15 protein-coding genes are annotated in these 12,000 nt (G+C 50.9%); 5 read left to right on the plus strand and 10 right to left on the minus strand.

Annotation, left to right across the window (positions count from 1 at the left end):
* Window positions 1–7: 7 nt before the first annotated feature.
* From JJU47_RS02360 to JJU47_RS02375, 4 genes are all read right to left on the minus strand, one after another.
* On the minus strand, window positions 8–1,198 hold the full coding sequence (locus JJU47_RS02360; protein ID WP_228615938.1) for an EAL-associated domain-containing protein: 1,191 nt from the start codon (window positions 1,196–1,198) through the stop codon (window positions 8–10).
* Window positions 1,199–1,239: 41 nt separating this feature from the next.
* Window positions 1,240–1,491 (minus strand): hypothetical protein, encoded by a 252-nt coding sequence (locus JJU47_RS02365; protein ID WP_024371634.1) that lies wholly within the window; start codon window positions 1,489–1,491, stop codon window positions 1,240–1,242.
* A gap of 101 nt (window positions 1,492–1,592) precedes the next feature.
* On the minus strand, window positions 1,593–3,101 hold the full coding sequence (gene cshA, locus JJU47_RS02370) for a degradosome RNA helicase CshA (RefSeq protein WP_483298115.1): 1,509 nt from the start codon (window positions 3,099–3,101) through the stop codon (window positions 1,593–1,595).
* 163 nt (window positions 3,102–3,264) lie between these two features.
* Entirely contained in the window at window positions 3,265–4,116 is an 852-nt protein-coding gene (locus JJU47_RS02375) for a CvfB family protein (RefSeq protein ID WP_228615940.1), read from the minus strand.
* A gap of 287 nt (window positions 4,117–4,403) precedes the next feature.
* Here JJU47_RS02375 and JJU47_RS02380 point away from each other — a divergent pair, with 287 nt between their 5' ends.
* From JJU47_RS02380 to JJU47_RS02400, 5 genes are all read left to right on the plus strand, one after another.
* On the plus strand, window positions 4,404–4,553 hold the full coding sequence (locus JJU47_RS02380; RefSeq protein ID WP_167331252.1) for a hypothetical protein: 150 nt from the start codon (window positions 4,404–4,406) through the stop codon (window positions 4,551–4,553).
* Window positions 4,554–4,680: 127 nt separating this feature from the next.
* Window positions 4,681–4,923, plus strand: coding sequence for a hypothetical protein (locus tag JJU47_RS02385; RefSeq protein ID WP_228615941.1), 243 nt, complete (start codon window positions 4,681–4,683; stop codon window positions 4,921–4,923).
* 86 nt (window positions 4,924–5,009) lie between these two features.
* Window positions 5,010–5,270, plus strand: coding sequence for a hypothetical protein (locus tag JJU47_RS02390; RefSeq protein ID WP_228615942.1), 261 nt, complete (start codon window positions 5,010–5,012; stop codon window positions 5,268–5,270).
* Between the two features lie 82 nt (window positions 5,271–5,352).
* The gene (locus JJU47_RS02395; RefSeq protein ID WP_228615943.1) at window positions 5,353–6,054 is read left to right on the plus strand and encodes a lysophospholipid acyltransferase family protein; all 702 of its coding nucleotides are present in this window, start codon (window positions 5,353–5,355) and stop codon (window positions 6,052–6,054) included.
* On the plus strand, window positions 6,051–7,940 hold the full coding sequence (locus tag JJU47_RS02400) for an ABC-F family ATP-binding cassette domain-containing protein (RefSeq protein WP_228615944.1): 1,890 nt from the start codon (window positions 6,051–6,053) through the stop codon (window positions 7,938–7,940). Before JJU47_RS02395 ends, JJU47_RS02400 begins: the two co-directional genes overlap by 4 nt.
* A gap of 9 nt (window positions 7,941–7,949) precedes the next feature.
* Here the strand turns inward: JJU47_RS02400 and JJU47_RS02405 are convergent, their stop codons facing one another.
* The 6 genes from JJU47_RS02405 to JJU47_RS02430 form a co-directional block, all read right to left on the minus strand.
* On the minus strand, window positions 7,950–8,495 hold the full coding sequence (locus JJU47_RS02405; protein ID WP_228615945.1) for a GNAT family N-acetyltransferase: 546 nt from the start codon (window positions 8,493–8,495) through the stop codon (window positions 7,950–7,952).
* A gap of 15 nt (window positions 8,496–8,510) precedes the next feature.
* Entirely contained in the window at window positions 8,511–9,143 is a 633-nt protein-coding gene (locus tag JJU47_RS02410) for a response regulator (protein WP_228615946.1), read from the minus strand.
* Window positions 9,140–10,168, minus strand: a complete 1,029-nt coding sequence (locus tag JJU47_RS02415) for a sensor histidine kinase (RefSeq protein ID WP_228615947.1) — start codon at window positions 10,166–10,168, stop codon at window positions 9,140–9,142. Before JJU47_RS02415 ends, JJU47_RS02410 begins: the two co-directional genes overlap by 4 nt.
* Window positions 10,165–10,857 (minus strand): cell wall-active antibiotics response protein LiaF, encoded by a 693-nt coding sequence (gene liaF / locus JJU47_RS02420; protein WP_228615948.1) that lies wholly within the window; start codon window positions 10,855–10,857, stop codon window positions 10,165–10,167. Before liaF ends, JJU47_RS02415 begins: the two co-directional genes overlap by 4 nt.
* An 86-nt stretch (window positions 10,858–10,943) precedes the next feature.
* Window positions 10,944–11,588 (minus strand): PspA/IM30 family protein, encoded by a 645-nt coding sequence (locus JJU47_RS02425; RefSeq protein WP_228615949.1) that lies wholly within the window; start codon window positions 11,586–11,588, stop codon window positions 10,944–10,946.
* A gap of 22 nt (window positions 11,589–11,610) precedes the next feature.
* Window positions 11,611–11,994, minus strand: a complete 384-nt coding sequence (locus tag JJU47_RS02430; RefSeq protein ID WP_228615950.1) for a lmo0954 family membrane protein — start codon at window positions 11,992–11,994, stop codon at window positions 11,611–11,613.
* Between the last annotated feature and the right edge of the window lie 6 nt (window positions 11,995–12,000).

The raw sequence follows: 12,000 nt of genomic DNA on the forward strand, positions 1-12,000 counted from the left end.
CCCTCTTTCAATCTAATAATCGGTTTTGATATAAGTACTCTTCGGATAAATCCGCAAACAAGAACATACCGTCCGGAAGCGGATAGCTGAACGTTCGTGTCACTTCGTTCGAACTGAAGTCGCGATAATCCTCGGACAAATAACCGCGTCCGCGGACACTCATCGCCGCCATCGTTTGAATGAAGTATGGACGAAAACTCCAGTTGTAGCCACGATACGTGTTGTCGACTTTCCATTTCGCGTCCGCTTGATAGATGTTCGCGCTCGTCTGAAACCCGGTTCGGTCGGTCAAATAGTAACGGACGAACATCCCTTCTAGTTTCGCGGCGATATGCAGGAGCCATTCGTCTTTTTTGTCTTTCGACCATTTCCCTGTCTGGACGAGTTCTTGGATTTGACGATGTAAGTCAAACTCAAGCTCGTATAAACGGCGCAAGCGCTCTTGGTCGTGAAGGAAGAATGACGGGACTTCCTGGGTCAAGACGCTCATCCCGTTCGTTTCTTGTTCGGGGGTCTCCGTCCTTCGTCCGAGCAATCCGCCCATATAATAACGTCCGCCGTGCTGCCAGGCGTAGCGCAGCTGACCGACGTGGTCGATCGACTTATAAAGTAGCGGGGCCCCGAGTCTTGAGGCAATATACTCCATCGTCTGAAGCATTTGCGGATACGTCACCGACAACGTCTTTTTCTCGACCATCGTCCCTAAATCAACGAGCAGGAGTTCCGGTGCGATGGCCATAATATCCTCGATACTCGTCGACTCGGCAAAGTCGAGCGCGATTTTCACACCGTATGACCGATAATATTGGACGACGCGTGACAACCTGGAGACGTCGACGAGGTCGGTCCCTTGGATCGTCACATAAATGCGATGAAGCGGGAAGTTCAATTCGTGTAACGGGGCTAAAAACGCTTCGCCCCCTTCCTCGAGAATCCATTCCGCCCGACAACGGAACGTCACGAACTGCTTCGCATCGCGTAGTTTCTCTGCGGCAATCCGCTCCATCCGCTTGGCGATATCAAGTTGATATTCGACCGGCACGTCGTCGTCATAAAAGAATGGCGTGAGCGAGTCTCCTCTGAACTGACCATGTACCATATAGCCTTCCACTTGAAACGTGGCGGCTCCTAGAATCGGTTCATACGTCACTTCGACTTCATCCGGATTCATCATCACGTCCACTGCATCCACACTCATCACCTCATCTTATATTTTCAAAATAAGAAAGCGAGCCGGTTTCAGCTCGCTCGTGTATGCACATACATATAGGCACCGAAACAAGCAATGAAATACACAATACTCATCACACCGTACCCGATACCCATCTTCCCGCCGACGCCGATGGCCATGACGAGCCAAATCATCGCGCCGAACAGTAATGTCGCCACGGGGATATATCGAAAATTAGGTCGGTCCGTCTTTGATACGATCGGCTTCAACGCCAATACACATACCAATAGTATGACGAGACCGAAACTTAGTTCTACCATCCGTTGACACCTCATCCTTCCATCTCTACTCATCAAGTGTAGCATGACACCAAAAAAAAAACCGCAAATCCACTTAAGGAAATGCGGTTTTTCGTTATTGATTAGTCACGTGGACGGCGTGGGCCACGGTCGTCCGAGCGACGACGGTCGTCGCCACCAGTGCGTTTGCCACGGTATCCACCGCCGCCACCGCTGCGTCCACCACGGTCGCCGCCGCCACGACGTTCTCCGCCGCCGCTGCGATTGCCACGGTAGCCACCACGGTCGTTACGTCCACCTTGACGCTTGACGCGTACTGGCTCTGCATACGAGATTTCAACCGGAGTTGAATCTGGCTCTTTCGTCAATCCACGAAGTGCCGCCGCAAGAAGCTCGACTGCTTCGTACTCTTCAAGAAGCTCAGTCGCAAGTTGCGTGTAAGCTTTGAAATCACCCGCTTGAACACGTTCGATCAATTCTTCAGCCGTTTGCTTTTGGTTGCCTTCAAGCACTTCTGAGATTGTCGGTACGTGACGACGGTTCATTTTCTTGTTCGTTACGCGTTCGATTGCTTTCACTTGGCCGAATTCACGTGGCGTGATGAACGTAAGGGCAGTACCTGTTTTACCAGCACGGCCTGTACGTCCGATCCGGTGCACGTAGCTTTCCGGGTCTTGTGGGACATCGAAGTTGTAAACGTGTGTGACACCTGTGATATCAAGACCACGTGCCGCTACGTCTGTCGCGACCAAGATGTCGATCGTGCCGTTTTTGAAACGACGGATAACTTGGTCACGTTTAGACTGTGTCAAGTCACCGTGAAGACCATCAGCCGTGTAACCACGCTTGATGAGTGCTTCTGTCACTTCGTCAACACGTTTCTTAGTACGAGCGAAGATGATGCTGAGTTCTGGCGAGTCGATGTCGATCAAACGGCAAAGCGTATCGAATTTTTGGCCTTCGCGCAATTCGAGGAACTGTTGGTTGATGTTTTCAACTGTCATTTCCTTCGCTTTTACTTTGATGATCGTTGGCGACTTCATGAAGCGCTCAGCAATCTTCTTGATTTGCGGTGGCATTGTAGCAGAGAAGAGAAGTGTTTGACGTTCAGCCGGTAGGCCTTTCAAAATCATCTCGATATCTTCTACAAAGCCCATGTTGAGCATTTCATCCGCCTCGTCCAAGATGACCGTTTGGATCTCGTCGAGTTTGATCGTCTTGCGTTTCATGTGGTCCATGAGACGTCCTGGTGTCGCAACGACGATTTGTGGGTTCTTTTTCAAGCCGCGGATTTGGCGGTCGATTTGTTGACCACCGTAAACTGGGAGGGCGTATACGCGCTTCGCCTCACCGATTTTGTTCAATTCTTCTGCAACTTGAATCGCAAGTTCACGTGTCGGTGCAAGAACGAGTGCTTGGACTTGACGCGCCTTTGGATCGATTCGCTCAATTGTCGGAATACCGAAAGCTGCTGTTTTCCCTGTACCTGTTTGTGCTTGTCCTAATACGTCCACTCCTGTGAGTGCGACAGGAATTGTCTCAGCTTGGATCGGTGTCGCTTCTTCGAAGCCCATTTTGAGTACACCTTTTACTAATGCTTCACTTAACTGTAAATCTTGGAATTTTGTCAAATTATATTCTCCTTTGTTCATACAAAAAACGTCTGAGGTTTAGTTCTACAGACGTTCTTTCAATGTTTCCTCGTAGTCAACTTTACTAACTATAACGTATTTGTTTCTAAAATGAAAGAAATACATTCTAAAACTTTTCATAGCCGCCTTGGCATGAGTAATCTTATTTCAATTTATACCCGTTGTCGAGCTTTTCAACCTGCTTTTCTTTCAATAACTTTCCGAGCGCCCGTTTGAACGCCGCTTTACTCATCCCGAATTCACGGTCGATGACATCAGGAGCTGTCTTATCCCCGTAAGGCATCTGGCCCCCGCGTTCTTCAATATAAGAGAGGATACTGCCCGCATCGCCGTCGATCGCTTCATACGCACGCGGCTTCATCGAAACGAGGACCGTCCCGTCTTGCTTCACTTGCGTTACGCGAACCGTCAGTTGTTCACCGAGTCGTGGCCAACGTGTCATCTCAGCTTCATGCAAGAAGCCGAGCGATTCGTTCTCGACCCAGACGTTGACGCCGACTTCCCGTTTGTTGACGACGATCGCCTGAACTTCTTGGTTGCCCCACTCCTCTTTCGCGGGACGTGCGAGCAAGTTCAAATACGCATAATGCGCCGGTTCGCCTAAAAGACGACTTTTTTGGTCATACTTCAAACGCACGCATAACTTGTCGCCTTCTTTCGGCCAGTACGATCGATTTTCCGGAAGGTCGTCGAGTGAGACGAGCACGTCTTTTTGAATCCCGATGTTCACGAACACGCCGGTGTTGTAACGTACGCCGGTCACTTCAAACCACTCATAGTCGTCAAACGTCACGTTCGGAATCGTCATCGTTGAAGCGAGACGTCCTTCAGAATCGTGATATAAGAAGACACGCACCGTCTGTCCGACCGCTACTTCTTCTGTTTGTTCTTTTCGATGGAGCAACACTTCTTCGCGGCCGTTACCGATAAACACGCCAAAGTCAGCTGAACGTTCCGCAACTAAATCTACTACTTCTCCTGCACGTAATGCCATATAATCCACATCCTTTTTTCTTCTATTACTGTCAGTATACCTACCTACACACGTTCCTAATCATATCACGTTCGTTTTTCTCGCTCCAACGATATGTGAACGTTTTGTGAACGAGGTTGAGTCGAAGCGGCGCTAAAATTAAAAACGAGGCCGTCTAATCGTTACAATGTTATGACAATTTCGTGAACGGCGATTTTCCATCTAGTATCCACTTTTTGAAAACGTTATTATGAAAGGAGTGTTGTTTAAGAATTAGGTTTCAGCCATGGCCGAACGGGGGATATAAAATGTTTGATGTTCAATCTCGCTCTTTTGCGAAACGTTTCATGAAGGGACTGTTGATTACGTTCTTCGCCCTTCTCGCTTCACTCAGCTTTATTTTTTCGAACGGTGTCGATACGAACGTGTCGTCTTCCGTCACGATGGTCCAAGAGTGAAACGCCTCTCATATGGAGAAGGCGTTTTTTTCTTTTGTTCGACAGAAAAAGGGATTTTTCATCCAGTTGTCGAACGAACATAACGTTCGGGGTTTATTTGAATCCATTCGGAAAGGAAGAGCCACTCATGCTATTTTACTTTCTCGCCACGATTCTCTCGGTCGTCGGTCTGTCCGTCTCGTTCCAAACCGGTTTTTTCAAAGATCCGATCGGGACTTTCTTGTTCGCAGCCCTGCTCGCGATGGGACTATCCTCGTTAAAGCAACTCGTTTCCCAAACGAACGTCCTGTTGAAGGAACGTCGGGATCAAAAACGGATCAATCGGATCGTCGCGCGGATGCACTCGAGTTCGCGTAAACGCTCTACATAACGCTCGTCTTCCGCGGTCAGTTTTGTTATTCTAGTGAAGATAGTAGATCGCAAAACGGATTTGAACCGTAGGAGGCACATACACGTATGAACGAAATCCCCTTATCGAACGAATGGTTATTACGTTACTCACCGGTCATGGAGCTTTGGCTGAAGGAAGATGGCATCCTGCTCGTCGACGGGGACAACCACATTCGGCTCACCCTTGAAATCGGGAGCGACCAGGCGATGCAAATTAAAAGCATCGAACAGGACGGTGCCTATTTTGTCGTCGACCCGGTGAATAAACGAATTACGTTCGAACTCGAGGAAGAAGAAGAGGAAAGCGATTCTCGCTTCTGGGAATAAGGTTTCATGCCGAAGAGTCGGATTCTCCGTGCGAGAAGAAGACTCTTTCTTATTGCGCGCTACACTGAAAGGAGATACACCTATGATTCGCACCGCTGTTTGGTTTTTTTCATTTTTCGCAGTACTGCCCGTCACGTTGCCTTTTATGAACAAGGCAAAAAAACTCGAGACGCCGGAACGATACGGCTACGTGCAAGGCATCGCTTATCATTGGGCAAGCTTTCTATTGAAGGTTGCCGGAGCGAAAGTCCGGGTTCACGGACAAGAGCACATCCCGAATGAGCCGGTCGTCTACGTCGCCAATCACCAAGGGAATTTCGATGTCCCGATTATGATCACGGCGACGAAACATCCGAAAGCATTCATCTCGAAAATCGAAGTCCAAAAGTTCCCGATCATCCCCCGTTGGATGGAATTGATGGGCTGTATCTTTATCGACCGCAGTGACCGCCGCCAATCAATCAAGGCGATCCGCTCTGGTGTCGAGACGATCAAGTCTGGACAGTCCATCATCATTTTCCCAGAAGGGACGCGTTCAAAAGGCGGACCGATCAAAGAGTTCAAAGCCGGCAGTTTGACACTGGCGACGTCGAGCGGAGCAAAAATCGTTCCGGTCGCCATTCAAGGGAGCCATCATTTGCTCGAGACGACCAATCGGATCAAACCGGGCGTTGTCGATGTGACGTTCTTGCCTGCGATCGACCCGGCCGACATCGCAAACAAAGAAATCGCCGCGACCGTTGAAGCCGCCATCCGCCAAATCGTTGAAGGAGAGTTGACATGAGTTTACTTGCAATCGAAGGCATTCATAAAGAATTCGCCGACAAAGTGTTATTCGACGATGTCACGATGACGATTCACCCGGGTGACCGCATCGGTATCATCGGCGTCAACGGATCCGGTAAATCAACGTTCATGAAAATTATCGCCGGCGTCGAGACGGCCGATCGCGGTACGATGCAACATCCGAACGACTATCGCATCCGCTATTTGACGCAGACGGTCGAATTCGCCGCCGGACAGACCATCTTAGACGCTTTATTCACGAGCGATACGCCGTCCGTCCAAGCGCTCAAAGGATACGAACGCGCCCGTCAACAGCTCGAGACAGATCCTTCGAGTGAACAACAACTGGAGCGCTTTATGAAAGCCCAGCAAGCGGTCGACGCGGCCGACGCCTGGGAGACCGAGGCGAAATTGAAGTCGATCTTGAACCGGCTCGGCCTTCCGGACGTGACGGCTGAAGTCAGTTCGTTGTCCGGCGGGCAACAAAAGCGCGTCGCCTTGGCCGCTGCCCTGCTCGATGAAGCCGACCTCTTGTTACTCGACGAGCCGACGAACGAACTTGACGCCGATACGATCGCATGGCTCGAGACCGTTCTAGCGGATTATCGGGGAGCCATTCTGCTCATCACCCATGACCGCTACTTCTTGAATCGAGTCACAAATCACATTTTAGAAATCGCCGACGGGACGAGTTACTTCTACGACGGAAACTACGAATTGTTTCTCGAGAAACGAGCCGAGCGAAAAGCACGGACCCACTCAATGGAACAAAAACGACAAAACATTTTACGGCGCGAGCTTGCATGGCTTCGCCGCGGCGCCAAAGCGCGGACGACGAAACAGAAAGCCCGGATCCAGCGTGTCGAGGATTTGAAACATCAAGAGACGCTCGCTGAAGACGAGACGCTCGACGTATCGGTCGGATCCCGCCGCCTCGGGAAGAAAGTCATCGACGTCGACGCATTGTCGTTCCAGTATGACGACACCCCGATCATCCGACAATTCAGTTGGTTGTTCGGCCGCCGCGAGCGCTACGGCATCGTCGGTCCGAACGGAAGCGGAAAGACGACGCTCATGAACTTGCTCGCCAAACGAATCGATCCGACGTCCGGTACGGTCGTGCACGGAGAGACGGTGCACCTCGGCTATTACGGACAACAAGTCGAATTCGAAGATACGTCACGACGCGTCATCGACGAAATCGAACGAGTCGCTCAAGTCATTCACACGCCGGACGGCGAGTCGATCACGGCGAGCCAAATGCTCGAGCGGTTCTTGTTCACACCAGACGCCCAATACAAGCCGATCGCCAAATTATCGGGCGGGGAGAAACGCCGCCTCGTTCTTCTCCGTATTTTGATGGATGAGCCGAACGTATTGTTTTTGGATGAACCGACGAACGACCTCGACACGGAGACGTTATCTGTCCTTGAGGACTATTTGGAGTCGTTCCCGGGGACGGTCATCGCTGTCAGTCACGACCGCTATTTCCTAGACCGTATCGCCGGACAGCTCATCGCGTTCGAAGACGGCGTGATCAATGTCTACCATGCCGAATACAGCGACTACTTGGCATCGCTCGAAGAGACGAAAGTTCAAGCGAAGAAAGAACCGAAAGAAAAGAAAGAACGAGTGAAAACGGACGTCATTAAATTCACGTTCAAAGAACAAAAAGAGTGGGAGTCGATCGAAGACGACATCGCCCAGCTCGAGAGCGACATCGAAGCAGCTGAAGCTCGCCTCGCCGTAGCCGGGAGTGACATCGGCAAAGTAAACGAGGTATACGCGGAGATCGAGACATTGAAAGCCGCGCTCGACGCGAAAATGGAGCGATGGGAGTACTTGTCAGAAATCGATGAACAAATGCAAGCCCAGAAACGCTAAAAAGCAGGATCACGCCTCGTGATCCTGCTTTTCGTCTGTATAGCCGTACATGTAGACGTCGTGCACTTGTTCCCCTTGTCGCATGTATCGTCGGAGCAACCCTTCACGACAGAAACCATTTTGCTCGAGCATCCGTTGCGATGCGACGTTCTCCGTATAAACGACCGCCCCGACCCGTTCAATCTCAGCGGTGTGCGTCGCATAAGTCAAGGCGGCTTGCAACGCCTCCGTGGCGTAACCGTTTCGCCAATAGGAGGGATGAAGCTCATAACCGACTTCTGCCCGCCGATGCCGCGGGGCTCGGTTATGAAAACCGATTGTGCCAATCACACCGGGACCGTCTTTTCGGACGATCCCCCAACGGATGACCGCCCCCGTTCGCATCCCTTCGAGCATACTTGCCACCATCTGTTCCGTCTCTTCAATGGACACATGCGGCTCCATCCCATAGTGGCGTAAGACATCCATATCGGAAAAGATATGGAACAATCGCTCCGCATCGGCAGCTTCGAGCGGCCGCAACCACAACCGTTCTGTCTCAAGTGTCGGAATCATTCCGGCGCCCCCTCGTTATTTACTGACTAGATTATGTTGAAACGCATAGACGACCGCCTGCGTCCGGTCGTACACGTCCAGCTTCGTCAAAATGTTCGAGACGTGTGTCTTTACCGTTTTGAGGGAGATGTAGAGTTCATCGGCGATGACTTGGTTTGCTTTTCCTTCAGCCATGAGTTGTAAGATCTCTCGCTCTCTTGCTGTCAGACTCTCGTGGAGCGTCGCCTCCGGATGACGAAGACGCTCGAGCATCTTGCCGGTCACTTGGGCGGCCATGACCGGATTCCCAGCCGCCGTTTGGCGGATTGCGTCCGCAATCTCGTTCGCGTTCGCCGTCTTCAACACGTAACTCATCGCACCGGCCTCGATGACCGGATATACTTTTTCGTCGTCTAGGAAACTCGTGACGACTAAGATTTTCGCTTCTTTCCAACTCGCTTTAATGCGTTTCGTCGACTCGACCCCATCGACCGGTTCCATGACGAGGTCCATCAAGACGACGTCCGGTTTCTCAGCGATCGCGAGCTCGGCACCAGTCGCGCCGTCCGAAGCCTCCCCGACGACCTCGATGTCAGGTTGCGTCGATAAGAAAGCCGAGACACCAGCCCGGACCATCTCATGGTCATCAATTAATACGACTCGAATCATTCCAATCCCTCCACTTGTTGTTTCACACGCACTTCGATCTGAGTCCCGACACCAGGCACACTGACGAGACGGAGTGTTCCGCCGACCTCGGCCGTTCTCTCTCTTATCGATTGTAAGCCATAAGAGGCGACTTGTGTATCGTCGACATTAAAACCGATGCCGTCGTCATTGATTTTCAAAATGACCGTCTGTTGCACGGTCCGCATCTCGATCTCTAGTCGTTTCGCCTTCGCATGTCGGAGTGTGTTGCTGATCGCTTCTTGAACGATGCGGAACAACTCGTTTTCCGTATGACGCGACAGATGCACTTCTTCGAGACGCCAGACGAGCTCGGTCGACTGTTTGCGGGACAGTTCTTCTAACAACCGTTCAATCCCGGTCTTTAACGTCATTCCTTCTAGTTCGACGGGTCGCAATTGCAAGAGAAGCGAGCGCATCTCCGCTTGGGCTGTTTGTGCCATCACCTCGACTTGCTCGATTTGTTTAGCCGCAAGGTCTGGCTTCATGTTAATTGTCTGCTTTGCCGCCGTCGTCATCATCGAGATGGCGTACAATTGTTGGCTGACCGAGTCGTGCAGCTCGCGGGCGACACGGCGCCGTTCTTCGACGACCGCCTCACTGCGCGCTTCTTCAACGCTCACAGGACGGTCTCCGACGCGTTTCGCGACCTCGACCATCTCGGTCCGTTGTTTACTGATGCGGACGATCCGCTCGAGCGTGTCACGATACGGTGACAGCGGGCGGAACGTGATCTCTTTTTGATTTTCCAACTTCCATAAGGCGTTCGCGACCTCACGAAAATCGCGACGTAAGTAAAAATAAGAGCCGACCCCGAACACACTCCCGATCAGGACGGCGATGACGAGGATAGACACACCGAAAGGCAACCCTTCTTCACGTGTGAACAAATCTCGAAGTGAAGTCGAGTCACCTATTAAAAACGCTGTCGTGACGAACAGTGCCGTCAACAGACTGCTAAATAATTGATGCCAGACGACCGTCCTCGGATACGAGTCTTTTTTCATACGGTCATCACCTCGACGCTTCCGCTCATGAGCACGATATGAATGCGCACTTTTCGTGTCGCCGTCTGATAGTCGTCAGATGCTGTATAGAAACGGCGGTTGAAGACGGGCGAATAATTCGATTCGTCGACTTGAATTTTCCCAAAGCCGATCGAGGCATCAATCGAGTAGTCGTAACCGGCCGGAATGAGGATTCGGACGTCCCCCGCTAGTCCGTTCAACAGTAGGAACGTCTCGCCTTCCGGGATGATGGCGCGCGACAAATCCATCTCGACATCGCGGAGCAAGAAAAATTCATTCGTGTCTTGCAACACGTAATGTCCCGACTCTTTCGTGCCGAATGAAAACGCCTGCTCTTGGCGGATGTGCGAGCGGAAACGGTTCGACTCCAACGGCCGATTTTTATATAACCGATATCCGAACATGAGCAACAGTCCCGACAAGACGAATCCGAACGCAGCTGACGAAAAGATGAGTCCGATAAGCATGATCCCGCCGATGCCATAAAAGACATAACTGACCGGCTGGTTCCCTTTCCGACTGAATCGACGGCCGATATAAAGCAGGAGCAGCGGTAAAATCATACTGAACAAAATGCTGTTGCCGCCTGTCACGATATCGATGAATAGGCCGATGGCAAATAAAATGATCATGAATCCGATAATTTGTCGTGTGTTCCAACGCTCCACTCTGCTTCCTCCTCTCTCACGATATGTACAATGAAGCAAAGAAGCGATGGCCCGACTTCATCTCGGACCATCGCTGAACCGTTGCGTCAGTCTTGCTTGAAACGACGCTCGAGTTCTTTCAGTTTTGCTTCGAAGTCATCCTCATCCACAGAATCAACTGATTCTTCTGGAGCTGACTCTTTCTTCTCTTCCTCTTCTGTGAACGGATGCGATTTTGACGTGTCCGCCCCGAAGATTTGATCGAGTGCACCTTTCAACATATCCATGTTTTGACGCATCGCAAACTCGTAACGTTTGTTTTGCATCTCATCGAGTTTAAGACGCATCTCAAGTGCCCGACGTTCGAGGGCATCGAGTTCACGCGTTCCTTCATCAATCAAGCCTTCGAAGTAACGGTACTGTTCTCCGTAATGTTTCGACTCGAGCGCGGCCCGTTCAGCAAGCTTTTCTTCGCCCGCTTTTTTCGCCAGTTCTGTTTGCTCGTAACGCTTGTCGGCCATCTGTTTGGCGTCATCTCGTTTTGTCGCCAATTCTTCAAGCAACGCTTTTTGACGCTCGACGAGACGTTCGACCGACAACGCTTCTTTTTCAGCGCCCCGGATGTGACGATTTAATTCGGCTTCCCCGCTCGTGCGCGGTGCCTCTTTGTCTTGATACTTCTTCATTTCTTTCGATAGCTCTTTCGTCAACTCGTTAGCTAAATCACGAAACTGGTCAAATGGTGTCTTCATCATAATATCCTCCTTGTGAATCTTAGCGACGGTTTACAAACTTTTGCCAAACTTGATCGAACGATTGAAAACTGCTGCGACTAGCACGCGACCCGTCCGCATTAAAAATCTCGACATCCCGCTTTTGGTTGGCATACATCATATACCCTTTAAACAGCACCCATGCCACCAAAATTCCGATCAACGCCCAAATATTCGACAACACAGTAATGATTCCGACCACGGCGAGTATGCCGTAACCGATTTTTGCGCCGACATGTGTCACGGCCATGAATCTGACTCCAGCCCACAGTGCTAAGAGCGCCCCCAAACCAAATAAGATCATATTTGGTAAAAAGCCGATTAGAACGAGAACTAAAGAGATCGCGGCCACGATGAACAGCACTTGCTTCACCTGGCGATTCATCTGTCA

It is taken from the genome of Exiguobacterium sp. (assembly GCF_020832205.1).
GTDB lineage: Bacteria > Bacillota > Bacilli > Exiguobacteriales > Exiguobacteriaceae > Exiguobacterium.

Coding starts and splice junctions, on each gene's coding strand:
- JJU47_RS02360 (WP_228615938.1), bottom strand. CDS start 1,198: ATGAGTGTGGATGCAGTGGACGTGATGATGAATCCGGATGAAGTCGAA.
- JJU47_RS02365 (WP_024371634.1), bottom strand. CDS start 1,491: ATGGTAGAACTAAGTTTCGGTCTCGTCATACTATTGGTATGTGTATTG.
- JJU47_RS02375 (WP_228615940.1), bottom strand. CDS start 4,116: ATGGCATTACGTGCAGGAGAAGTAGTAGATTTAGTTGCGGAACGTTCA.
- JJU47_RS02380 (WP_167331252.1), top strand. CDS start 4,404: ATGTTTGATGTTCAATCTCGCTCTTTTGCGAAACGTTTCATGAAGGGA.
- JJU47_RS02385 (WP_228615941.1), top strand. CDS start 4,681: ATGCTATTTTACTTTCTCGCCACGATTCTCTCGGTCGTCGGTCTGTCC.
- JJU47_RS02390 (WP_228615942.1), top strand. CDS start 5,010: ATGAACGAAATCCCCTTATCGAACGAATGGTTATTACGTTACTCACCG.
- JJU47_RS02395 (WP_228615943.1), top strand. CDS start 5,353: ATGATTCGCACCGCTGTTTGGTTTTTTTCATTTTTCGCAGTACTGCCC.
- JJU47_RS02400 (WP_228615944.1), top strand. CDS start 6,051: ATGAGTTTACTTGCAATCGAAGGCATTCATAAAGAATTCGCCGACAAA.
- JJU47_RS02405 (WP_228615945.1), bottom strand. CDS start 8,495: ATGATTCCGACACTTGAGACAGAACGGTTGTGGTTGCGGCCGCTCGAA.
- JJU47_RS02410 (WP_228615946.1), bottom strand. CDS start 9,143: ATGATTCGAGTCGTATTAATTGATGACCATGAGATGGTCCGGGCTGGT.
- JJU47_RS02415 (WP_228615947.1), bottom strand. CDS start 10,168: ATGAAAAAAGACTCGTATCCGAGGACGGTCGTCTGGCATCAATTATTT.
- JJU47_RS02425 (WP_228615949.1), bottom strand. CDS start 11,588: ATGAAGACACCATTTGACCAGTTTCGTGATTTAGCTAACGAGTTGACG.
- JJU47_RS02430 (WP_228615950.1), bottom strand. CDS start 11,994: ATGAATCGCCAGGTGAAGCAAGTGCTGTTCATCGTGGCCGCGATCTCT.